This window comes from Bifidobacterium ramosum (genome assembly GCF_009299505.1).
GTDB lineage: Bacteria > Actinomycetota > Actinomycetes > Actinomycetales > Bifidobacteriaceae > Bifidobacterium > Bifidobacterium ramosum.
In genome coordinates this window covers 1-22,730 of record NZ_WBSM01000007.1, presented here as the reverse complement: position 1 = coordinate 22,730, position 22,730 = coordinate 1, and the positions used below count along the sequence as shown (strand labels likewise).

The window sequence follows — 22,730 nt, the reverse complement described above, 5'->3', positions numbered from 1 at the left end:
AGGCTCGCCGCATGAGCTCTTTCATGGCTGATGAGGCGATGCAGGTAATGCTGCGGCGCCGCGCGCAATGTGCCGCGCTCGCGGGCGACATGGACATCGTCCCTGTATTCTCCCATTGCAGCGCGTTGGAATACTGGGGAACTTCCCCGCCACCGGACTGTCGGCTGCCTGCGAACAAGCACCATATCGTGTTCGCGGACAAGGCCAAGCGCCGACGATATGCCAGGGTGATCACGCATTCATGGAAAGGCGAGTTTCTGGTCGAGCATGCCGGCGTCTATGACGTGACGCGACCGGCCATGACATGGGCCCAGATGTCCAGATACTGCAGCGAGGAAAGTCTGGCGGTCATCGCGGGATCGTTCGCCTGCCGGGACCGTCGCCGGCGGGTCGCGTCCATCGATGAACTGGTCCGGTATGCGACGGACACCAAAGGGTTTCAGGGACGTGCGCGATGTATGGGCATTGCGCCGTTTCTCGCGGCTAACACCGATTCGCCGCCGGAATCGCAGGTCTATGTGCTGGCCATGAGAAACGGTCTTGGCACGCCGTCGGTCAATCATTGTGTGATGTTGGGGCCGAATGATTGCTGTTTCATCGACATCGCGTATCCGGACATCAAACTCGGCATCGAATACCAAGGCGGATACCATGCCGGCGTCGACCAGATGCGTGCGGACGCCAGACGACTGAACCGGCTGAGATTGGCGGGGTGGGAGATCGTGCTGGTCACGGCGGACGATCTGATCGATGATGCCGCGCGGCGACGGATCGTGCAGGTCATCAGGGTGATGATGCAGCGACAGAGGCATCTGATGGGGCTGGCCAGGGTGGTTATATGAGTTCGCCGGTTCCCGGGATTGCGGGCGGGGAATCCCGGGAACCGGGCGTGTGCGGTTTGTAAGGGTCGAGCCGCCATTTTCCACCGATATGCCATGTGCGGTTGTGCGTAAATGTGAGGTTTCTAGTTCCCGGGATGACCGGGCCCGATCCCGGGAACCGGCACATGCCTCTGGCACGCCGCGCGATCGCACGCTAGTCTGGTACGCGGCAATAAGGAGGACGATCCATGACAGTAACCCCCCGGAAGATCGAAGCGGACATTTACGACCGGCTCAGCCGCGTCATCGACCCCGAACTCGGCCGGTCCGTCACCGATCTGGGCATGATCGCGGCGATCCATGCGGACCCGGCCGTCGCGCCCGACGCCTACGACGTGACCGTGCAGGTCGAGCTCACCGTCGAAGGCTGCCCGCTCTCGGAGACCATCACCAACCAGATCAACGGCGCGGTCGCCTCCTACCCGGACGCGACCCTCACCCCGCACATCGAGGTCACGTCGATGAGCCGCGACAAGCTCGCCGACCTCGTCGCCGACCTCAAGGCCGAGCGCAAGCAGAACCCGTTCACCAAGCCGGGCGTCAAGACCCGCATCTTCGCGATCGCCTCTGGCAAGGGCGGCGTCGGCAAATCGTCGGTCACCGCGAACCTCGCCGCCACGTTCGCCGCGCTCGGCTACGACACCGCCGCCATCGACGCGGACATCTATGGCTTCTCGCTGCCGAAGCTGTTCGGCGTGCGCACCCAGCCCACGAACCTCAACGGCATGCTGATGCCGGTGACCGCGTGGGGCGTCAAGCTCATCTCGATCGGCATGTTCGCGGGCGCCGACCGGGCGATCCTGTGGCGCGGACCGCGATTGCAGCGCTCGCTGGAGCAGTTCCTGTCGGACGTGTGGTGGGGCGAGCCGGACGTGCTGCTGCTTGACCTCGCGCCCGGCACCGGCGACATGGCGATCTCCGTGGCACAGGCGTTGCCGAACGCCGAGCTCGTGGTCGTGACGACCCCGCAGCCGAGCGCGTCCGACGTGGCCGTGCGTTCGGGGCTGGTTGCGCTGCAGGTGCCGATGAAGGTGCGCGGCGTCGTGGAGAACATGAGCTGGTATGAGCACAAGGGCGAGAAGCTGCGCATCTTCGGCGAGGGCGGCGGCCGGCGGGTGAGCGAGCAGCTCACCGATGCGCTCGGCTACGAGGTGCCGCTTATGGCGCAGCTGCCGCTCGAACCGGAGCTGCGCGAGACCGGTGAGGCGGGTCGGCCGGCCGTCCTCGACAAGGACGGCGCGCTGCGCACGGACGGCATCGGCCGGGAGTTCCGGACGCTCGCCGAGCGGCTGATGGGCGTATGATGGACGTATCCTGAGTCGTCCGCGAAGGAGCGCCGAGCACCGTCATGAGCGTCACGCAATTCATGCTCTTCGAACTGTTCATGACGTGCTGCGGCGTGGGCTTCCTGTTCAAGCCGGAGGTCATGTGGAAGATCCAGCATGTCCTTGACGTCAAAGGCGGCGCGCCGACCGAATGGTATCTGTTCAGGGCGCGGGTCACCGGCGCGGTGATGCTCGTCATCGCCGTCGGAGGGCTCATCGTGCGGTTCGGATGACGGGCCGGCCGCGGCCATGAGGTGCCAAGGCCATGAGGTATGGTGGAACGCATGGCTGAATCGGGAAACTTTGTTCATCTGCACAACCACACGCACTATTCGCTGCTGGACGGCGCGTCGAAGATCCCGAATCTGGTGAACCGCGTCAAGGAGCTCGGCATGCCGGCGGTCGCCATCACCGACCACGGCAACATGCACGGCGCCTACGAGATGTGGAGCACCGCCGTCAAGGCCGGCGTCAAGCCGATCATCGGCATCGAGGCGTACGTCACCCCGGAGACCGCGCGCCAGGACCCCACGCGCGTCAGCTGGGACACGAACTGGGACCCGAACCTCGACGAAAAGCACCGCCGCCGCAACCCGGACGATGTGTCCGGCGGCGGCGTGATCACCCACCTGACCATGTGGGCCGAAAACGACGAGGGCCTCGTCAACCTCATGAAGGCAAGCTCCGTGGCGAACCTCGAAGGCCGCGTCATGCGTTACCCGCGTATGGACAAGGAGGTGCTCGCCACCTACTCCAAGGGCGTGATCGCCTCCTCCGGCTGCCCGTCGGGCATCATCCAGACGCGTCTGCGCCTCGGCCAGTTCGACGAGGCCCTGCGCGCCGCCGGCGAGTTCCAGGACATCTTCGGCCGCGACAACTTCTACATCGAGCTCATGGATCACGGTCTGAAGATCGAGACCGAGGTGACCGACGGCCTGCTCACCATCGCGAAAAAGCTCAACGCGCCGCTGCTCGCCACCAACGACTCGCATTACGTGCGTGAGGAGGACAAGGACGCGCAGGACGCGATGCTGTGCATCAACTCCGGCGACACGCTCGACAACCCGGACCGCTTCAAGTTCGAAGGCTCAGGCTACTACATCAAGCCGGCCGAGGAGATGCGCGAGCTGTTCAAGGACTTTCCCGAGGCGTGCGACAACACGCTCGAGATCGCCGAACGCTGCAACGTCATGTTCGACGACAACGAGGACGGCGCGTTCATGCCGCAGTTCGCCTGTCCCGAAGGTTGGGACGAGACCTCGCTGTTTTTGAAGAAGGTCGAGGAGGGCCTCGAGAAGCGCTACGACGGCAACCCGCCGCTCGAGGTCCTCAAGCAGGCCGACTACGAGTGCGGCGTGATCTGCCAGATGCAGTTCTGCGGCTACTTCCTCGTCGTCGCCGACTACATCAACTGGGCCAAGACCCACGGTGTGATGGTCGGCCCGGGCCGTGGCTCCGCCGCAGGCGCCATGGTCGCCTACGCGATGGGCATCACCGAACTCGACCCGATCAAGCACGGCCTGATCTTCGAACGCTTCCTCAACCCCGAACGCGTCTCCCTGCCGGATATCGACGTCGACTTCGACCCCGACGGCCGCGCCAAGGTCCTCGAATACGTGGCCGACAAGTACGGCCACGACAAGGTCGCCCAGTGCGTGATCTACGGCACCATCAAGACCAAGCAGGCGCTCAAGGACTCCGCGCGCATCATGGGCTACGACTTCTCCATGGGCGACACCGTCACCAAGGCGCTGCCCCCGGCCGAGACCGGCGGCAAGGACATCAGCCTGCACGACATCTTCGACCCGAAGGCGAAACGCTACGCCGAGGCGCGTGAATACCGCGAACTGTACGACTCCAACCCGGACGTCAAACGCATCACCGAGGAGGCCAAGGGCATCGAGGGTCTGATCCGTCAGACCGGCGTGCACGCGTGCGCCACGATCATGGGATCCGAGCCGATCACTGACACGTCGCCGCTGCTGGAGCGCGTCGACGGCACCGTCACCACGACGTTCGAATACCATACGTGCGAAACGCTCGGCCTCGTCAAGATGGACTTCCTCGGCCTGTCCAACCTCACGATCATCCGCGACACGCTGCGCAACGTCGAACTCAACGGCAAGGGCAAGATCGAATACACGAAGATCCCGCTCGACGACAAGCCGACGTACGATCTGCTGTCGCGTGGCGACACGCTCGGCGTCTTCCAGCTCGATGGCGACGGCATGCGCTCGCTGCTACGCACCCTGAAACCCACCAACTTCAACGACATCTCCGCACTCATCGCCCTGTATCGACCGGGCCCGATGTCGATGGAGTCGCACACCAACTACGCCAAGCGCAAGAACGGTCTGCAGAAGATCACGCCGATCCACCCCGAACTTGACGAGCCGCTCAAGCAGGTGCTCGACGAGACGTACGGCCTGATCATCTACCAGGAGCAGGTGCAGTCCGCCGCGCGTATCCTCGCCGGCTACTCGCTCGGCAAGGCCGACGTGCTGCGTCGAGCCATGGGCAAGAAGAAGCCCGAGGTGCTGGCCAAGGAGAAGGTGCCGTTCTTCGCCGGCATGAAGGAGCATGGTTACTCCGAGGAGGCCGCCGAGGCGATCTGGGAGATCCTGGTCCCGTTCTCCGGCTATGCGTTCAACAAGGCGCATTCGGCCGCGTACGGCCTGATCTCGTATTGGACCGCTTACCTCAAGACCCACTATCCGGTCGAGTTCATGGCCGCCCTGCTACAGGGCGCATCGACCAACAAGGACAAGACCGCGCTGTACCTCGGCGAGGCGCGCCGCATGGGCATCCAGGTGCTCTCGCCGGACGTTAACGAGTCGGTGTACGAGTACTCCGCCGTCGGCGACGTCGTGCGCTTCGGCCTCGGCGCGATCCGCAACGTCGGCGACGCGCCGGTCAAGGACATCATCGCCGAACGCAGCGGCAAACGCGGCAAGTTCGTCAACTTCATGGACTTCATCCGCCGAGTGCCGCTCACCGCGCTCAACCGGCGCATGATCGAATCGCTCATCAAGGCCGGCGCGTTCGACTCGATCGACCCGAACCGGCGCGCGCTGTTCACCATCCACGAGGCGGCCATCGACTCGGTGGTCGGCCTCAAGCGCAAGCAGGCGGAGGGCCAGTTCGACCTGTTCTCCGACGAGGACGACGGGGGAGCGGAGGCGATGGGCGACGCCGCCGTGTCCGTGCCCGACATCGAGGAGTGGGACAAGAAGACCAAGCTCAACTTCGAACGCGAGATGCTCGGCCTGTACGTGTCCGACCATCCGCTCAGCGGCATGCAGGCCGTGCTCGCGGGGCTGCGTGAGATGTCGATCGCGCATCTCATCGACCGCGCGAAGACGATGGGCGAGGGCCAGCAGGTCACGCTCGCGGGGCTGATCACCGGCGTGGACCGGCGCGTGTCCAAGAAGGGCAACCCGTGGGCCATCGTCACCATCGAGGACATGGAAAGCTCGATCCAGTGCATGTTCTTCGGCAAGGTGTACGAGGCGGCCGCGGCCGAGCTGGCCATCGACCAGATCGTGCAGATCCGCGGTCAGGTCGAGCTGCGCGACGAGACGGTGAGCCTGCGCGCCACGGAGATGCAGGTGCCGACGCTGGAGGCGGCTGATGAGCGGCCGGTGATGCTGACGTTGCCGCAGGTCGCGCTCGGTCGGGAGAACATGAGCCGACTCGCGCAGGTGCTGCACGCGCATCCGGGGTATTGCGAGGTGCGGCTGGCGATCGTGGACGACGACGGCAACGCGCAGGTGCTCACGTTCGGCGACCGGTTCCGCGTGAAGCGCGACACGGCGCTGTTCGCGGAGATCAAGATCCTGTTCGGGCCGAGCTGTCTGCCCGCCGCGTGACGGTGAGGTGCCGCGTGACGGTGTGCGATGCTGCTTGCTGCGCGACGCTGTGCCGTGTAACGCCGACTGTTGCGTGACGTCGCCCGCCGTGGTTCACCTGCGCTGTCCCGTCTTCCCTCAACGGACATCCAGCCGATTTCACCTATGGAATCGGCTGGATGTCCGTTGAAGTCGGTTGAGCAGATGTGTCGCGGTACCTGGCTACGGTTTGCCTTACGTTTGATTTTGTATGCCATATTCCGCGTGATCTGCGACTATAATCAGACATGATTATGCTTCATGCTTACGTATGCGGGATCCGTCGGGATCACACGTACGAACCGTCCGAAAGGGGCAACGATGAGTGAAGAACACGGCGCACTGCGGTCGCCCGAGATCACGCTGAACGACAAGAACCACTCGGTGATTCCGCAGATCGGCTTCGGCACGTTCCAGATTCCGCCGGAGGATACGCAGCGCGCGGTCGAGGAGGCGCTGGAGATCGGCTACCGTCACATCGACACCGCGGCCGCCTACTACAACGAGGAGCAGGTCGGCGACGCGCTCAAGGCCACCGGCATGGCCGGCAAGGTGTGGGTCACCACCAAGCTGCGCAACTGCGATCAGGGCTATGATTCGGCGATGGTCGCGTTCGACGAGTCGCGCCGCAAGCTCAAGGTCGACGTGATCGACATGTACCTGATCCATTGGCCGTTCGCCGCCGCCGGCTTCTACAAGGAGACCTGGCGCGCGCTGCTCAAGCTGCGCGACGAGGGCGCGATCCGCGTGCCGGGCGTCAGCAACTTCCTGCCCGAACACCTGCGCGCCGTCATCGACGACTCCGCCGAAACCCCGGCCGTCAATCAGATCGAGGTGCACCCGCGCTTCAACCAGCCCGGCAATCTCGCGTTCTGCAAGGCGCACGGCATCGTCGCCGAAGCGTACAGCCCGCTCGGCCACGGCAAGGACATCGAATCCGAACCGGTCGTCGCGGCCGCCAAGGCGCACGGCGTCACCCCGGCGCAGGTCGTGCTGCGCTGGCACACGCAGGAAGGCCGCATCATCATCCCCAAGTCGAAGCACGTCGAACGTATGAAGGCGAATCTCGCCAGCGCGAGCTTCGACCTGACCCCGGCCGAACTCGCCGCCATCGACGCGCTGGACGACCCGCACGCCAACGTGAGCGCTGATCCGGCGACCTTCACCCACTCCCAGTCGTGGGCCGATCAGCACGTGCGCGGCAACATCTGACCGTCGCGCGATGCGTCGTGCAGACGTCATACGCGCGCTGTGATGCAGCGCAACACGTTGGGGCCGGGTCTTTCCGTGCGGGAAGACCCGGCCCCAACGCATCCAACGTGTCCGCAGGCCGTCGCTTCGCGACTACTTGCGACTATGTGACTACTCGTGACTACTCGTCGTACGCGCGGTCGAGCAGCGCATCGATGTCGTCGAACCGCTTGACCTGCGGATGCCACAGCGGCCGCCCGTCCGCGATCACCAGCGCCGGCTGCTTCAACGCACGCAGATCCAGCAACGGATTGGCGTCCAGCACCAGTAGGTCGGCGGCCTTGCCGGCCTCCACCGAACCGGTCTCGCCGGCGACGCCCAGAATCTCCGCGTCGCCCAGCGTCGCGGCGTGCAGCGCCTCGGCGGCCGTGAACCCGGCGCGTTTGACCAGCAGGTCCAACTCGCGCCACGTGTTGTACTGCGTGACGAACGTCATCGCCGTATCCGTGCCCACGCCGACGCGCAACCCCGCGTCGTGCGCGTCCTCCGCGCCCGCGAGCATGCCGGCTACCACCGTACGCGCGTTCGCCAACTGGATGTCGGTGATGCCGGTCACGTCCTGGCCGAGCTCCGTCATCGGCAGACCGGCCGACATGGTTGGGATCAGCGCCGACCAACCGCGCAGCGAGTGCGGATTATGTCGGAACAGTTCGATCATGGCGTCATCGAGCGCGCTGCCGTGCTCGATCGTGTCCACGCCGGCGAGCAGCGCGCGCTTGACGCCTTCCGGGCTTTGCGCATGCGCGGCGACGATTACGCCCGCCTCGTGCGCCACGTCGCAGATCGCGCGCATCTGGTCGACGGTCATCTGTGGGCTGCCGGCCTCGCCGAGCCGCTGCGCGTCGGTCACGCCGCCGGTCGCCGCGATCTTGATCGCGTTCACGCCGTGCGCGAGGTTCTCCCGCGTGTTGCGGGCCATGTCCTCCGGCGTCTCGCCGGTGAGGGCGATCAGCGGCGCGCCGTGGCCCTCCGGAATCGCCAGCAGCGGACCGGCCGCGAGGATGCGCGGGCCGACCATATGACCGTCGGCGATGCGGTCGCGTAGTTCGACGGCCTCGTAGCCGACGTCGCCGAGCGTGCGGATCGTGGTGACGCCCGACCGCAGCAGCGTCATGACGCTCGCCTTGGCCCGCGCCTTGAGATACGGTTTGCCGACCGGCGAGTGCATGATCGTTGCGGTGATCCGCTGACCGCGCGGCGTGGCCATCTTCGGATTGAGCGGGCGGCCTTCGGAAAACAGGTGCACGTGCGCGTTGATCAGACCCGGCGTCACCGTTTTGCCGGTCGCGTCGAGCATACGATAGCCGTCGGGGATCGGCGTGGCGATGCTAGGGGCGATCCGTTCGATGCGGCCGTCGCCGCCGACGATGACGGTGGTGTCGTGCAGGGTGGTGCCGTTCGCGTCGCCGATGACGACGGTGGCGTGCGTGATGGCGAATGGTTCGCGTAATGATGGTGACAGGGAAGACATCTGACGCTCCTTTGCATGCAGAGTATAGGTCCGGGACCGGTCCATGGCCGGTTGGCCGGTTTGAGTGCGATCCCGATGCCGGCCGGCCGCCGCTCTCCGGGAAGGTTCTCTAGGAGAGCTCTCCTAGAGGGCGGCGGCCGGCGTGTGACTGGTTGGTCGAGGTCGGCCGGTTGTCTGCGCTACTCGCGCACGAGCTGGATGTGCTCGATGTCGTCGCGCTTGGAGCGGCGGAAGAGCACGAAACGGTTGCCGATGACCTGCACCACCTCGGCGCCGATCTGGCCGGCGAGGCTTTCGGCCGCCTCCTTCGCGGTCAGGCCGGAGCCGTCCTGCACGGCGATCTTGAGCAGCTCGTGGCTGTCCATGGTTTCGGACGCCTGCTTGACGGCCGCGTCGGTCAGATCGTTCTTGCCGATGAACAGCAGCGGCTTGAGCTGGTTCGCCAGCGCGCGCAGCTGCTTGGTCTGCTTCTTGGTCAGTGCCATGGGATTCCTTACTGTCCGTATGATCCATACGATTGCGATATCGCATACGAGCATACCGGTTCGCCACGATGAACCGGACGGACTCTGGTGTTTCGACACAACACGGTCTAGTGTCTATAGCGGGAGCCGAATCAATGCGACATCATGTCTACCAAGTCAATGTTGACATGACGTCAACTCCACCGTCAAGGAGGCGGAACATGTACTATTCCAACGGCAACTACGAAGCGTTCGCCCGCCCGAAGAAGCCGGCCGGCGTCGATCATAAGTCGGCATACATCATCGGCACCGGACTCGCCGCACTGTCCGCGGCCTGCTATCTCGTACGCGACGCGCAGATGCCCGGCGATCACATCCACATCTTCGAAAAGGACTCCGTGCCCGGCGGCGCATGCGACGGCGCCGAAATCCCCGGCCTCGGCTACGTGATGCGCGGCGGACGCGAAATGGACAACCACTTCGAGGTCATGTGGGACCTGTTCCGCTCCATCCCGTCCATCGAAACGCCCGACGTGTCCGTGCTCGACGAGTACTACTGGCTCAACAAGGAGGATCCCAACTACTCGCTGTGTCGCGCCACCAAGGACCTCGGCCACGACGCCGAAACCGGCGGCAAGTTCGGTCTGTCCGACAAGGCGTCGATGGAGATCATGAAACTGTTCTTCACGCCCGACGAGGACCTGTACGACAAGCCGATCACCGACTTCTTCGACGACGAGGTGCTGAATTCCAACTTCTGGATGTACTGGCGCACCATGTTCGCGTTCGAGAACTGGCACTCCGCGCTCGAGATGAAGCTGTACATCAAGCGCTACATCCACCACATCGGCGGTCTGCCGGACTTCAGCGCGCTGCGGTTCACCCGCTACAACCAGTACGAGTCGATGATCCTGCCGATGGTCAAGTACCTCGAATCGCACGGCGTGCAGTTCCACTACGACACGAAGGTCGAGAACGTCGAATTCGCGATCGGCGGCGGCGACGGTCCCAAGCGCGAGCACACCGGCGTCGGCCAGGACACGATCCTCAAGATCCAGGCCACGTCCGGCGTGTTCAAGCGCAATCCATACAGCTCCGCGACCAAGAAGCTCGCCGTGCGCATCGACCTCGACCACGACGGCGACAAGTCGTCCATCGACCTGACGCCGGACGATTTCGTGTTCATCACCAACGGCGGCTGCGTCGAGAACTCCACCATGGGCTCGCAGCACTCGCCCGCCCCGTGGAACCCGGACATCAAGCCCGGCGGCGGCTGGGACATGTGGCGCCGCATCGCCAAGCAGGACCCGAGCTTCGGCCACCCCGACACGTTCTGCTCCGACCCGCAGGCCACCAAGTGGATGAGCGCGACCGTCACCACCCTGGACGGCGAGATCCCGCCGTACATCCAGCGCATCTGCAAGCGCGACCCATTCACCGGCAAGGTCGTCACCGGCGGCATCGTCACCGTCACCGACTCCAACTGGCTCATGAGCTGGACGCTCAACCGCCAGCAGCAGTTCCGCGACCAGCCCAAGGACCAGCTGTGCGTGTGGGTCTACGGCTTGTTCCCCGACAAGCCCGGCAACTACGTGAAGAAGTCGATGACCGAATGCACCGGTGAGGAGATCTGCGAGGAGTGGCTCTACCACATGGGCGTGCCGACCGACAAGATCGAGGCGCTCGCCAAGCGACACGCCAACACGGTGCCGGTCATGATGCCGTACATCACCGCGTTCTTCATGCCGCGCGCCGCCGGCGACCGTCCGGACGTCGTGCCCGACGGCGCGGTCAACTTTGCGTTCCTCGGCCAGTTCGCCGAAACGCCGCGCGACACGATCTTCACCACTGAATACTCGATGCGCACCGGCATGGAGGCGGTGTACACACTGCTCAACGTGGACCGCGGCGTGCCGGAGGTGTGGGGCAGCGTCTACGATGTGCGCAACCTGCTCAACGCAACGGTCAAGCTACGCGACGGCGCGCCGATCACGGCTATGAAGCTCAACTTCGTGGAACGCGCGGTGCTCGGCAAGGTGCTGAAGAAGCTCGACGGCACCGACATCGCCACGCTGCTGCGCGAATACCACGTGATCTGATCTCTCGGTTTGCGTTCCCGTGAATAGGCGGGGCGTTGGGTTGCTTGCTCCGCCCCGCTTTGCGTCACTGCGTAACTGTGTAACCATGTAACGGACATGCAGTCGATCGGCACTATCCGGATGCCATCTGGATTGGCTGTATGTCCGTTGTGTTTTATGTATTGTTTCTTTTTTCTTCCCCTCACCCCCCTTAACGGACATACAGCCGATAAGGCACCGAAAATCGGCTGGTTGTCCGTTGGAGGAGCATGAGGCACCGTCGTGTAGAGCGAGGGACGCTGCAGCGAGTGGAAGGGACAGCGTGATATACGGAGTTCGCGGTGCTTGACCTCTGACGGACATACAGCCGATAAGATGCTGAAATCGGCTGGATGTCCGTTAGGGTGGGGCAACGTCGCTCGGGTGCGGGTTTCCGCTGAGCGATCGGCTGGTTGTCCGTCGGAAAAGCGGACGTTTCCCGAATTTCTCGCGCTGAGGACTGGTCAGCGCAACAAATTCGGGACGAGTGGGCTGATTCCCCGAAAAACTTGCGCTGAGGATCGCTCAGTGCAAGGATTTCGGGACGATGCGGTTGATTTCCCGAATTTCTCGCGCTGACGGCGCGACGGAGTGTGCTCGGCGTGTGCATCCTTGGGTTGCCCCTCCTTCCGACGTACAACCAGCCGATACGAACGGTACTATCGGCTGGTTGTCCGTTGAGGACGATGAGCAATGGGCGTTGAGTGCGTGGGAGGAACGTCGCGGCATGCTGAGTTTCCTCTTTGCCCCTAACTTCATTAGCGGACATACAACCGATTCCAGCATCTGCATCGGCCGTATGTCCGTTGGGGTGAAACGATATGGGATGATGGTTGTTGCGATAGGTTGTTGCGATAGGTTGTTGCGATAGGTTGCCGTGATAGGTTGCGGTTTGTCTTCCCGGAACGTATTTGCCATTCCTTGACAATTCGTTCTTCCTCAACGGACATACAGTCGGTTTCGCTGCCGTTATCGGCTGTATGTCCGTTGGAGGAGTGGTATGGAGTGAAAAGTCCGCAATGGTGAGCGATGGATTGCGGGATCCGTTGCCTTCATCTTGTAACGTACATACAGCCGATAAGGCACCGAGAAACGGCTGTATGTACGTTTTTGTTTATGCATTGTTTCCCTTTTTCCTTCTTCCCCTCACCTCTTAACGGACATACAGCCGATTTTCGGTGCCTTATCGGCTGTATGTACGTTGGGAGGAAAGGAACGCCGTTGGGGGCGCCGTTGGGGAGAGGGGCGCCGTTGGGCGCAGGAAGCGTCGCGGCGAGTGGGATGGTGCCGCGGCGTATCGTTGTCCCCGCTCAACCATTCAGCGGGCTGCCAGCCGATTGATAAGGTGGCTCGGCCGGTTGTCCGCTTAGGGGTGCCACGTCGTGCGGCGGTTTGCTGCGGCTATTACGATGGCGCGTATGACGACGAATGATGATGCGCCGCGTACGCTCATTGATGACGTGACCGGTACGGTTGCGGCCAGTGCGACTGGCACGGGCGAGGAATCCGGTTTCGGTGACGTGACCAGCGCGGCCGGCATGGTTGGTGCGGGCGAGATGTCCGATCTTGCCGATGTAAGCGGGATGCCCGGTTCCGTCCGTGCGATCAATACGGTCGGTACCATCACCGATTCGGCCGGCGTGGGCGTTCGATGCGATGTGACCGACCTGACGATCTGTCATGCCACGGCGACCGACGCGGACGCGCTGATCGCCATCGAAACGGCGTGTTTCCCTCCGGCGGAGGCGGCGAGTCCCGCGGCGATCCGCGCGCGCATCGCCGCATATCCCGAAGGATTCTGGCTGCTGTGCGGCCATACCGCGGCGAGCGAAACCGTGGCCACGGACGCGGCCGACGACACCACGGCCTCCGGCGATACCGTCATCGCCGCCGATACGACATCCGGCAATTCCACTGATACTCCGGCCGCCAACGACACGATCGATGACGCTGCCACTGCCACCTATAGTGCCTCCGCCGCCGGCGCCATCGTCGCGTTTATCAACGGCTTCGCCACGAATCGGCGCGACCTCACCGACGACATGTACGACGATCCGTCGCAGCATGATCCGCACGGCGACTGGCAGATGGTCTTTGGTGTGGACACCGCGCCGCGATATCGTCATCATGGATACGCCAGCCGGCTCATGCGCGGCGTCATCGCCGATGCGCGCACCGCCGGTCGCAAGGGCCTCGTGCTGACCTGCAAGGATCGGCTCGTCGGTTTCTACGCACGATTCGGCTACGTGGACGAAGGCATCTCTCAGTCCACGCACGGCGACGTCGTCTGGCATCAGATGAGGCTGACGTTCTGATCGGCACGGCGCGTGCCGGATGCGCCATGGTGCAACGACGAACGACGTAATGATGGTCGTCGCGACGCGCGGCCGACGGATGGAAGACAGACAAACAAACGAGAGGAGCGGATATGCGACGGTATGCGGCGACGTTCGATGCCGGTACGACGGCGGTCAAGGGCGCGCTGGTCGACGAGGATGGTCGTGTCGTCGCGTCGGCGAGCGGCGGTCTCGATCTGATCGTCGATGGCGACGCGCGCGAACAGGACCCGGACCAATGGTGGCGTGCGTTCCGCGATGTCGCCCGCGCGATGTTGCACGACGCCGCGCAGGCCGACCAGGATTTCCGCATTGACCGTATCCGCGGCATCATCTGCAGCGGCCAGATGCAGGACGTCATCGCGCTTGACGACGATCTGCGACCGGTGCGCACCGCGATCCTGTATTCGGACGGTCGTGCGGACGAACAGGCGTTGCGACTGGCGCGCGTTCTCGGTGACGGCTGCGCGCGCGGCGACACCTGTGCGTCCGGTGACGTTCGTACGTACGATGACGACGTCCGTACCGATGACGGGCGTGACCGCAACGGTTCCGACGGCCGCTATGCCGGTGACGGGCGTGACGGTTCCCGCGACCGTGGTCATGCCGATACCGATGGCGATGCCGCGACGATTCATCCGTCTGCGGAGGCGCGCCCGGCCGGCACCGTGCCGTCGGACATCATCGGTACGCAACGATTCCTCGCGACGGTCGGCAACCGGCTCGAAGGCTGTCTGCCACTGCCGAAACTCATGTGGATGCGTGATAACGAGCCGGACACGTTCGCGCGCGTACGTCACGTGCTCATCAGCTCCAAGGACTATCTCATTGCCCGGCTCGCCGGCGTCACGATCGGTGACGTGGCCGCATGCTCCACGGCGGGCGCGATGAACATCCGCACCGGACGGTGGGATGCCGGACTGTGCGCCGCGGTCGGCATCGACATGACGATACTGCCCGAACTGCACCGTCCGCAGGACATCGTCGGCTCGGTGACGGTCGCGGCGGCCGAAGAGATCGGATTCGCGGCGGGCACACCCGTGTACGCCGGCATCGGCGACGCCGGCGCGACCACGCTCGCCAGCGGTGTCGGCAGACCCGGACAATACAACATCAACCTCGGCACGTCCGGCTGGATCGCCACCGTGTCGAACGAACCGTTCGTCGACAAGCCAGGCGCGGCGAACCTCGCGTTCGGCGTGGTCGACGGATTCGTGAACGCGGTGCCCTTCCTCAACGCCGGCGACGTGCACCGCTGGGCGACCGGCCTGTTCGCCGGCGGCGACTACGACCGTGCGCACGATCTGATCGAGTCGTCCGAGCCGGGCGCGAACGGCGTGTTGTGCCTGCCGTATCTGGTGGGGGAACGGTTCCCGGTGATGAACCCGGCCGTGCGCGGCGCCTTCGTGGGGCTTTCGCCGGCCACCAGCGCCGCCGACATGCTGCGCGCCGCGCTCGAAGGCGTCGCGTTCTCCATCCGGCAGGGCATGGAGAGCTTCGACGTGCCGCCGACCTCGATTTCGCTGATCGGCGGCGGCGCGCGCGAAACCGCATGGTGTCGGATTCTGGCCGCCATGCTGCACCATCCGGTCGAAGTGTTCGCCAACGCCGACATCCTGCCCGCTGTCGCGCTCGCTTCGCTCGTCTTCGACCGGCCCGATCTGGTCGCGGCCGTCGCCGACACCACCACCTATGAGCCGGACCCGGCCGCCGCCCACGCCTACGACGCCCTCTACCCCCGCTTCGCCGCCCTCTACCCGGCCATCGCCCAGCTGCGATGATTGCGGCAATGCCGTGACGCATACCCATCTTTCCTAACGGACATACAGCCGATACGACCGCCCGTATCGGCTGTATGTCCGTTAAGGAGTGATGGGGAGTTTGAAGAGATATAGGGAGGTTGAGGAGCGTAAGCAGTATGAGGAGTGGCAGATAAGCTGGAACAGAAAGCCGTCGACCATACGTTCGTGGCCCTGAATACGTCGGTTATCTCACGATTCGGGTGAAAACGGACATCGGACGGCGGTTCGTGAGGCGACGTTGTTACGATGGGGCGGTATGAGCGAGAACATCATGCGAATCATCGACCTGCGTGGTCGCAAACTGTCCCGTGCCGAACTGCTGGCCGCGATGCCGCGCGCCGCGATGGGCACCTCCGAGGCCACCGATCTGGTGCGTCCGATCCTTGAAGATGTGAAGGAGCGCGGCGCGGCCGCCCTGCGCGATTTCGAGGAGAAGTTCGACCATGTGCGCCCCGAGCACCTGCGCGTGCCCGAGGAGGCGATCGAGGCCGCGCTCGACACGCTCGATCCCGAAGTGCGCGCCGCCATCGAGGAATCCGTGCGCCGCGCCCGCGCCGTCGCCAAGAACCAGGTGCCGCAGGACTTCCACACCGATCTCGCGCCCGGAGCGCGCGTCGCCGAGCGTTGGATCCCGATCCAGCGCGTCGGCCTGTACGTGCCCGGCGGCAAGGCCGTCTACCCGTCGTCCGTCATCATGAACGCCGTGCCCGCGCAGGCCGCCGGCGTCGAATCGCTCGCCATCGCCACCCCGCCGGCCCGCGACAACGACAAGGGCCTGCCGAACAAGACCATCCTCGCCACCTGCGCCATCCTCGGCGTGCACGAGGTGTATGCGGTCGGCGGCGCGCAGGCCATCGCCATGTTCGCCTACGGTGCCAAGGGCTCCGAGCCGCAGGACGGCGAGGTGCTGTGCGATCCGGTCGACAAGATCACCGGCCCGGGCAACATCTTCGTCGCCACCGCCAAGTCGCTCGTCTCCGCGTTCGTCGGCATCGACGCGGTCGCTGGCCCGACCGAAATCGGCATCATCGCCGATAAGACCGCCAATCCGAGCCTCGTGGCCGCCGACCTCATCGGCCAGGCTGAACACGACGAGCTCGCCGGCTCCGTGCTGTTCACCGACGACCCCGACCTCGCCGACAAGGTGCAGGAGAACCTCAACTACCGCGTGCCGAAGACCGAACACGCCGAACGCGTCCACACGTCCCTGTCCGGCACGCAGTCCGCGATCGTGCTGACCGACGGCCTCGACCAGTCGATCGACGCGGCCAACGCGTACGCCGCCGAGCACCTCGAGATCCAGACCGCCGACGCGGATGCCGTCGTCAAGCGCATCAAGAACGCGGGCGCCATCTTCCGTGGTCCATACTCGCCGGTCCCGCTCGGCGACTACATGTCCGGCTCCAACCACGTGCTGCCCACCGGCGGCACCGCGCGCTTCGCCGCCGGACTCGGCGTGCACACGTTCATGAAGCCCGTCGAGGTCATCGAATACGACGAGGAGGGCCTGAAGGCGCTCGCCGCACGCATCAACGCGTTCGCCGTGTCCGAGGACCTGCCAGCCCACGGCGAATGCGTGCTCAGCCGCTTCGTCAAGGACCCGTACGACAAGGCCACGCTGCGTGAGCAGGAAGCGGAGGCCGGTCTGCGGTAACGTTCGCTGCACCGGTACGTCGAACGAATCTTCGACCAACGATCATCGACTGCGGATGGGTCACGCCCGTCCGCAGTACTTGCGATAGGGGAGAACAGCATGACTGAAGAAACCAACGCGATCCCGGCAAGCCTGCCGCTGCGCAACGACCTCATCGGCGAAACGCCGTACGGCGCTCCGCAGCTCGACGTGCCGGTCTGCCTCAACGTCAACGAGAACCCGTACGAGCCGAACCTCGACGTCTGCGCCACCATCGCGCGCCGCGTCGGCGAGATCGCCCATACGCTCAACCGCTACCCCGACCGCGAGCACATCGCGCTGCGCCAGGCGTTCAGCGACTATCTCGCCAAGGAGTCCGGCACCCGCCTCGCCGTCGACCAACTGTGGGGCGCGAACGGCTCCAACGAGATCATGCTCCAGCTCTTCCAGGCGTTCGGCGGCCCGGGCCGCACCGCGCTCGGCTGCGACCCGACGTACTCCATGTACCCCGAATACGCGCGCGACACGTTCACCGGCTGGAAGCTCGCCCATCGCAACGCCGACTTCACGCTTGACGTGGACGCCGCCATCGCGGCGATCCACGAGATCAAGCCGAGCATGGTGATCCTCACCAGCCCGAACAACCCGACCGGCACGCCGCTGCCGCCCGCCGACCTCGAACGCATCCTCGAGGTGTGCGAGACCGCCGACGTGGCCGGCGCCGCCGACGGCGTGCATCCGATCGTCGTCGTCGACGAAGCGTACGTCGAATTCCGCAACCCCGGCACGCCCAGCGCCGTCACGCTCATCGCGCAGCACCCGAACCTCGCGGTCAGCCGCACCATGAGCAAGGCGTTCGCGTTCGCCGGCGCCCGCGTCGGCTACCTCGCCGCAAGCAAGGGCATCATCGACTGCGTGCGCATCGTGCGTATGCCGTACCACCTGTCCGCCGTCACGCAGGCCGCCGCGCTCGCCGCGCTCGAACACACCGACGAACAGCTCAGCCAAGTCGCCCACCTGCGCGAGACCCGCGAGGCCACCGCCGCATGGCTCAAGACCCAGACCTATCAGGGCCGGCCGCTCGAGGTCGCCGCATCCGAATCGAACTTCCTGCTCTTCGGCGGCCACTTCGACCAGCGTGACCGCATCTTCGACGAATTGCTCAAGCGTGGCGTGCTCATCCGCGTCGTCGGGCCGGACGGCTGGCTGCGCGTATGCATGGGCACCGACGACGAGATGGCCCGCTTCCGCGAGGCGCTCGCCGAGGTGCTGCACATCGTGGAAGCCGAGTAGATCCCGCATGATCCGCGCCGAATAACGCATGATCCGCGCGGATCGAGTACTCTCGATACGAGACATCAGCAGCGTAAGGAGCAACACATGGCACGCACCGCGCACATCATCCGCGAAACCAGCGAATCGCACATCGACCTCGAACTGAACCTCGACGGCACCGGGAAAACCAGCATCGACACGTCCGTGCCGTTCTACAACCACATGATGAACGCGCTCGGCAAGCACTCGCTCATCGACCTCAAGATCAAGGCGTGGGGCGACACCGACATCGACGTGCACCACACCGTCGAAGACACGGCCATCGTGTTCGGCGAGGCGTTGAAGCAGGCGCTCGGCGACAAGCGTGGCATCCGCCGGTTCGCCGACGCGACCGTGCCGCTCGACGAGGCGCTCGCCAAGGCCGTCGTCGACATCTCCGGGCGTCCGTATTGCGTGTGCACCGGCGAGCCGGCCGGCTTCGAATACTGCATGATGGGCGGCCACTTCACCGGATCGCTCGTGCGGCACGTCATGGAATCGATCGCCCTGCACGCGGGGATTTGCCTGCACATGCAGGTGCTCACCGGCCGCGACCCGCACCACATCGCCGAAGCCGAGTTCAAGGCGCTGGCCCGTGCGCTGCGGTTCGCGATCGAACCCGACCCGCGCATCGAAGGCCTGATCCCGAGCACGAAGGGCGCGCTGTGATGAGCGACGATCTGCGCGGCCGCGGTACGGGCGGCGATGATTCCGGCGACGATTTCAGCGTGCCGGACGAGTTCAATCCCGACGATTTCGACATGGGCGGCGCCGATGATACGCACGGTGCCGGTACGCACGACGTGAACGGTGCGCATGACGAGAACGGGTCGAACGATGCGCACGGATCGGGCGGCACGTCGTTCAGCGACGAGGAGCTCGAGGCGGCGCTTGCCGGCTTCGAGCAGGAATTCAACGACGCCGGTAACGGTGACTCCGGTTCGGCGGATGCTCCCGATTCCTCCGCGGCGGACGTCCGCGACGATGGCATCAGCGATGGCGACGGTAGCGATAGCGGCGATCATGGTAACCATGACGACCTGTCCGCGCAATTCGAGGACGAGCTCGCCGGCCTGCTCGGCAACAAGGCGAAGGCCGCGGTGATCATCACCCGCATCGCCTCCGCGCGTCTGCTCGCCGCGCTGTGCCAGCTGTCCGACATCTCCGCCGACTGCATCGGCTCGCCGGACGGCGCGATCGCGGTTCTGCGCAACCTCGATGGCGACGGCCCGGAAGCTGCCGCACGCGACATCACCATCGTCGTATCCGGCTTGACCGTCGTGCTCGCCGTCAACCGCGCCGACAAACTCGAAGCGACGATGTACCTGCAAGGCAAGCCCGAACAGACCTTCGCCCCGCCGATCCTGTTCAGCGCCACCCCGCCGTTCGTCGAGGATCTCATGCTCGGCATCTCCAGCCTCGACGACCTGAAACGGCAGGGCACCAAGACGATCGCCTCGGCCAGCATGGACCGAGATCAGGCATTGGCCGTGCTCGCCGAACACACCAAGACCGGGCGCGGCGGCACGAACGACGACTGATCGGGAACGCCGCGGCGATCCCGATGGCGACTGTGCCGGCGGCTACGCCGGTGACTATGACGACCGCGTAAAACAGGGCAACAGGAAGGAACAAGCATGACATCGGTGGTGGTATTCGACTACGGGTTCGGCAACGTACGCTCCATGGTGCGTGCGCTCGCCAACCTCGGCATCGACGTGACCCTGACCTCCGACTACCGGCAGGCGCTCGAGGCCGACGGCCTGGTCGTGCCCGGCGTCGGCGCGTTCGCCGCGTGCATGGAAGGACTCAAGCAGATGTCCGGCGACCGCGTGATCGCCGACCGACTACGCGCCGGCCGACCCGTGCTCGGCGTGTGCGTGGGCGAGCAGATCATGTTCGAAGCCGGGCACGAGCGCGGTCACGAAGCCGCCGGACTCGGCCTGATCGGCGGCAACGTGGACCTGCTCGACGCCGACGTGGTGCCGCACATGGGCTGGGACACCGTGGACGTGCCCGCCGACTCCGTACTGCTGCGCGGCGTGGAGCACGAGCGGTTCTACTTCGTGCACTCGTATGCGGCGATGGACGTGCATCCGGCCGACACCAGCGCGCTGCAGATCGACTTCGGCGACGCGCCGGAACGCGTGACGTGGTGCGACTACGGACGCAGCCGGTTCGTGGCCGCCTATGAGCGCGGGCCGCTGTTCGCCACCCAGTTCCATCCGGAGAAGTCCGCCGAGGCCGGCGCGCAGCTGCTGCGCAACTGGGTCGCCACGTTCTGAACCGTCGTTGAGGTCCGTTCCGTCCATCACATCATCAAGAAAGGCTCACCATTATGTCACTTACCCTGCTTCCCGCCGTCGACGTCCGCGACGGCAAGGCCGTGCGCCTGCGTCAGGGCGAATCCGGATCCGAAACCGACTACGGCTCGCCGCTCGAGGCCGCGCGCACTTGGGTCGAATCCGGCGCCGAATGGATCCATCTCGTCGATCTTGACGCCGCGTTCGGCACCGGTGACAACCGTGCCCAGCTGCGCGAGATTGTGCACGAGCTCGGCGATCGCGTCAACATCGAAATGAGCGGCGGCGTACGTGACGACGCCTCGCTTGACGCGGCGCTGGACGCCGGGGCGGCGCGCGTGAACATCGGTACCGCCGCGCTGGAGAACCCCGACTGGACCGCGTCGGTGATCAAGAAGTACGGCGACCGCGTGGCCGTCGGCCTCGACGTGCGCGGACACACGCTCGCCGCCCGCGGATGGGTCAAGGAAGGCGGCGACCTGTTCGAGACGATGAAGTTCCTCGACTCGGTCGGCTGCTCGCGATACGTCGTGACCGACGTGGCGCGCGATGGCATGATGAGCGGGCCGAACATCGATCTGCTGCGCGAAGTCGCCGAACGCACGGATGCGAAGGTGACTGCATCCGGCGGCATCAGCAAGCTCGATGATTTGCGCGCGATCAAGGAACTGGCAGGGCTGGGCGTCGACTCGGCCATCCTTGGCAAGTCGCTGTATGCGCGCGCCTTCACGCTTGAGGAGGCGTTGGAGGTCGCGAAGTAACGTTTCGATAGTAATAGATCGATGAAGTGACTTCACCGTTGGCGATGGTGAAGTCACTTGCTATGGGGTGGCCAAAGAACAGCCAGGGTGGATGATCAGGGTGATACGGCCCCCGTGCGGTTCCGTGGCGCAGGAAATTCGGGAAATCAGTTCATGTTTCCCGAATTTCCTGCATTGAGCGCATGTGAGCGCAACAAATTCGGGGAATCAGGGTTGATCTCCCGAATTCCTTGCACTGAGGAACCGTCAGTGCAACAAATTCGGGACGATGCGGCTGATTTCCCGAATTTCCTGCGCCGGGACAGTCCCGGTGCAATGAGGGAGAGGAATAGCGTCGTTCCCCTTAGTCGGATTCGCCGAAGGCTCCTCTCAGAGAGGGGAGCCTTGTGATGTTGTCTCTCGCTCACCGAAGTATCCGTCCGGAGTACTGGGAAGCGCTGGACGTGCGACGATAATGCACTCCCGTCTCACCTACGCCGCGCAGGGCAGTTCGCCGGAGTCGATGAGCTGCTTGAACAGCGCATAGTCCGCATCGTTCTGATCGGCGTAGGACGAGGCGAACGACGCGATCGCCTCGTCGAACGTCTCGTCCTCGCCCACATACGCCGCGATCGCGATGCGGTCGCCGGTACGGGCGTGCGCGTGCGCAAGGCATCGCGCGCACATGCGTCCCAGATCGGACAACGCGAGATCGTTGAGATGATCGATGTCGATCGACCCCTTGCCGTTCCAGAACTGGCGCACGTAATAGTCGCGCTTGTGGCCGTCCTCGGCCATGAAGCTCGCCCAGCCGAGCAGTACGTCGGCCGTCGACTGAATCAGCTTCTGCCCCTGCACCACGCGCTCGCCGTGCGTCGCGTACTTCGAACGGCCCACGAACCGTTCGAGCACCGACTCGTTCGCCTCCTTCATCTGCAGCATGAGCGGATCGTCGATGTCGCGGCCGGTCAGCACTGACACCCACGCGCGTGTGCCCACCGAGCCGACGCCCACCACCTTGCGCGCCGTGTCGTGGTATGTGTAGTGGCTCAGCACGTGGCGGCGGTCCTCGTACAGCGAATGACGATAGCTGTTGAACAGCGTTTCGAGCCGCCCTTGCAGCGCCTCGAGATCGGCGTAGTCGTGCAGTTCGTTGATCGGCGTGAGCTCCGGCGGCTTCGAACGGAAGCGCAGCTTGTCACCGTC

17 protein-coding genes are annotated in these 22,730 nt (G+C 64.7%); 14 read left to right on the top strand and 3 right to left on the bottom strand.

The features are described from left to right. Positions 1-11: 11 nt before the first annotated feature. The 5 genes from DSM100688_RS07100 to DSM100688_RS07080 all read left to right on the top strand — a co-directional run bounded on the left by DSM100688_RS07100 (position 12) and on the right by DSM100688_RS07080 (position 7,305). Entirely contained in the window at positions 12-842 is an 831-nt protein-coding gene (locus DSM100688_RS07100; RefSeq protein ID WP_152358452.1) for a hypothetical protein, read from the top strand. Between the two features lie 227 nt (positions 843-1,069). After that, positions 1,070-2,185 carry an Mrp/NBP35 family ATP-binding protein gene (locus tag DSM100688_RS07095; protein ID WP_152358451.1) on the top strand — a complete coding sequence of 372 codons (1,116 nt, stop codon included), beginning with the start codon at positions 1,070-1,072 and terminating at the stop codon, positions 2,183-2,185. Positions 2,186-2,229: 44 nt separating this feature from the next. After that, on the top strand, positions 2,230-2,439 hold the full coding sequence (locus DSM100688_RS07090; RefSeq protein WP_152358450.1) for a DUF6199 family natural product biosynthesis protein: 210 nt from the start codon (positions 2,230-2,232) through the stop codon (positions 2,437-2,439). Between the two features lie 51 nt (positions 2,440-2,490). Next, a complete protein-coding gene (dnaE, locus tag DSM100688_RS07085; RefSeq protein WP_163146955.1) occupies positions 2,491-6,075 on the top strand; it encodes a DNA polymerase III subunit alpha in 3,585 nt (1,194 codons plus the stop codon). Between the two features lie 339 nt (positions 6,076-6,414). Then, positions 6,415-7,305 carry an aldo/keto reductase gene (locus DSM100688_RS07080; protein ID WP_152358448.1) on the top strand — a complete coding sequence of 297 codons (891 nt, stop codon included), beginning with the start codon at positions 6,415-6,417 and terminating at the stop codon, positions 7,303-7,305. A 160-nt stretch (positions 7,306-7,465) separates the two neighbouring features. On the opposite strand, the gene DSM100688_RS07075 is transcribed toward DSM100688_RS07080, so the two are convergent. Together DSM100688_RS07075 and DSM100688_RS07070 are read right to left on the bottom strand one after the other, a co-directional pair. Then, on the bottom strand, positions 7,466-8,815 hold the full coding sequence (locus DSM100688_RS07075; RefSeq protein WP_152358447.1) for a metal-dependent hydrolase family protein: 1,350 nt from the start codon (positions 8,813-8,815) through the stop codon (positions 7,466-7,468). Positions 8,816-8,994: 179 nt separating this feature from the next. Then, positions 8,995-9,300 carry a YhbY family RNA-binding protein gene (locus DSM100688_RS07070; protein WP_152358446.1) on the bottom strand — a complete coding sequence of 102 codons (306 nt, stop codon included), beginning with the start codon at positions 9,298-9,300 and terminating at the stop codon, positions 8,995-8,997. A 200-nt stretch (positions 9,301-9,500) separates the two neighbouring features. Between DSM100688_RS07070 and DSM100688_RS07065 the strand changes: the two genes are divergently transcribed. The 9 genes from DSM100688_RS07065 to priA all read left to right on the top strand — a co-directional run bounded on the left by DSM100688_RS07065 (position 9,501) and on the right by priA (position 21,545). Further along, positions 9,501-11,378, top strand: a complete 1,878-nt coding sequence (locus DSM100688_RS07065) for an oleate hydratase (protein WP_152358445.1) — start codon at positions 9,501-9,503, stop codon at positions 11,376-11,378. Positions 11,379-12,814: 1,436 nt separating this feature from the next. After that, positions 12,815-13,711, top strand: a complete 897-nt coding sequence (locus DSM100688_RS12375; RefSeq protein ID WP_239519445.1) for a GNAT family N-acetyltransferase — start codon at positions 12,815-12,817, stop codon at positions 13,709-13,711. A gap of 113 nt (positions 13,712-13,824) precedes the next feature. Beyond that, the gene (locus DSM100688_RS07050) at positions 13,825-15,513 is read left to right on the top strand and encodes a xylulokinase (protein ID WP_239519446.1); all 1,689 of its coding nucleotides are present in this window, start codon (positions 13,825-13,827) and stop codon (positions 15,511-15,513) included. Positions 15,514-15,790: 277 nt separating this feature from the next. Then, entirely contained in the window at positions 15,791-17,188 is a 1,398-nt protein-coding gene (gene hisD, locus DSM100688_RS07045) for a histidinol dehydrogenase (protein WP_163146956.1), read from the top strand. Between the two features lie 99 nt (positions 17,189-17,287). Continuing rightward, a complete protein-coding gene (locus DSM100688_RS07040; RefSeq protein WP_152358444.1) occupies positions 17,288-18,460 on the top strand; it encodes a histidinol-phosphate transaminase in 1,173 nt (390 codons plus the stop codon). An 87-nt stretch (positions 18,461-18,547) separates the two neighbouring features. Next, positions 18,548-19,150, top strand: a complete 603-nt coding sequence (hisB, locus tag DSM100688_RS07035; RefSeq protein WP_152358443.1) for an imidazoleglycerol-phosphate dehydratase HisB — start codon at positions 18,548-18,550, stop codon at positions 19,148-19,150. Between the two features lie 92 nt (positions 19,151-19,242). Continuing rightward, complete coding sequence (locus DSM100688_RS07030) at positions 19,243-20,022, top strand: hypothetical protein (RefSeq protein WP_204316738.1); 780 nt, start codon at positions 19,243-19,245, stop codon at positions 20,020-20,022. A 96-nt stretch (positions 20,023-20,118) separates the two neighbouring features. Beyond that, positions 20,119-20,766 (top strand): imidazole glycerol phosphate synthase subunit HisH, encoded by a 648-nt coding sequence (gene hisH / locus DSM100688_RS07025; protein ID WP_152358442.1) that lies wholly within the window; start codon positions 20,119-20,121, stop codon positions 20,764-20,766. Positions 20,767-20,819: 53 nt separating this feature from the next. Next, a complete protein-coding gene (gene priA / locus DSM100688_RS07020; RefSeq protein ID WP_152358441.1) occupies positions 20,820-21,545 on the top strand; it encodes a bifunctional 1-(5-phosphoribosyl)-5-((5-phosphoribosylamino)methylideneamino)imidazole-4-carboxamide isomerase/phosphoribosylanthranilate isomerase PriA in 726 nt (241 codons plus the stop codon). Between the two features lie 471 nt (positions 21,546-22,016). Here the strand turns inward: priA and DSM100688_RS07015 are convergent. Beyond that, positions 22,017-22,730: DUF2252 family protein (locus DSM100688_RS07015; protein WP_152358440.1), on the bottom strand; the 714-nt coding region annotated here is incomplete at its 5' end.

Coding starts and splice junctions, on each gene's coding strand:
- DSM100688_RS07100 (WP_152358452.1), top strand. CDS start 12: ATGAGCTCTTTCATGGCTGATGAGGCGATGCAGGTAATGCTGCGGCGC.
- DSM100688_RS07095 (WP_152358451.1), top strand. CDS start 1,070: ATGACAGTAACCCCCCGGAAGATCGAAGCGGACATTTACGACCGGCTC.
- DSM100688_RS07090 (WP_152358450.1), top strand. CDS start 2,230: ATGAGCGTCACGCAATTCATGCTCTTCGAACTGTTCATGACGTGCTGC.
- dnaE (WP_163146955.1), top strand. CDS start 2,491: ATGGCTGAATCGGGAAACTTTGTTCATCTGCACAACCACACGCACTAT.
- DSM100688_RS07080 (WP_152358448.1), top strand. CDS start 6,415: ATGAGTGAAGAACACGGCGCACTGCGGTCGCCCGAGATCACGCTGAAC.
- DSM100688_RS07075 (WP_152358447.1), bottom strand. CDS start 8,815: ATGTCTTCCCTGTCACCATCATTACGCGAACCATTCGCCATCACGCAC.
- DSM100688_RS07070 (WP_152358446.1), bottom strand. CDS start 9,300: ATGGCACTGACCAAGAAGCAGACCAAGCAGCTGCGCGCGCTGGCGAAC.
- DSM100688_RS07065 (WP_152358445.1), top strand. CDS start 9,501: ATGTACTATTCCAACGGCAACTACGAAGCGTTCGCCCGCCCGAAGAAG.
- DSM100688_RS12375 (WP_239519445.1), top strand. CDS start 12,815: ATGACGACGAATGATGATGCGCCGCGTACGCTCATTGATGACGTGACC.
- DSM100688_RS07050 (WP_239519446.1), top strand. CDS start 13,825: ATGCGACGGTATGCGGCGACGTTCGATGCCGGTACGACGGCGGTCAAG.
- hisD (WP_163146956.1), top strand. CDS start 15,791: ATGAGCGAGAACATCATGCGAATCATCGACCTGCGTGGTCGCAAACTG.
- DSM100688_RS07040 (WP_152358444.1), top strand. CDS start 17,288: ATGACTGAAGAAACCAACGCGATCCCGGCAAGCCTGCCGCTGCGCAAC.
- hisB (WP_152358443.1), top strand. CDS start 18,548: ATGGCACGCACCGCGCACATCATCCGCGAAACCAGCGAATCGCACATC.
- DSM100688_RS07030 (WP_204316738.1), top strand. CDS start 19,243: ATGGGCGGCGCCGATGATACGCACGGTGCCGGTACGCACGACGTGAAC.
- hisH (WP_152358442.1), top strand. CDS start 20,119: ATGACATCGGTGGTGGTATTCGACTACGGGTTCGGCAACGTACGCTCC.
- priA (WP_152358441.1), top strand. CDS start 20,820: ATGTCACTTACCCTGCTTCCCGCCGTCGACGTCCGCGACGGCAAGGCC.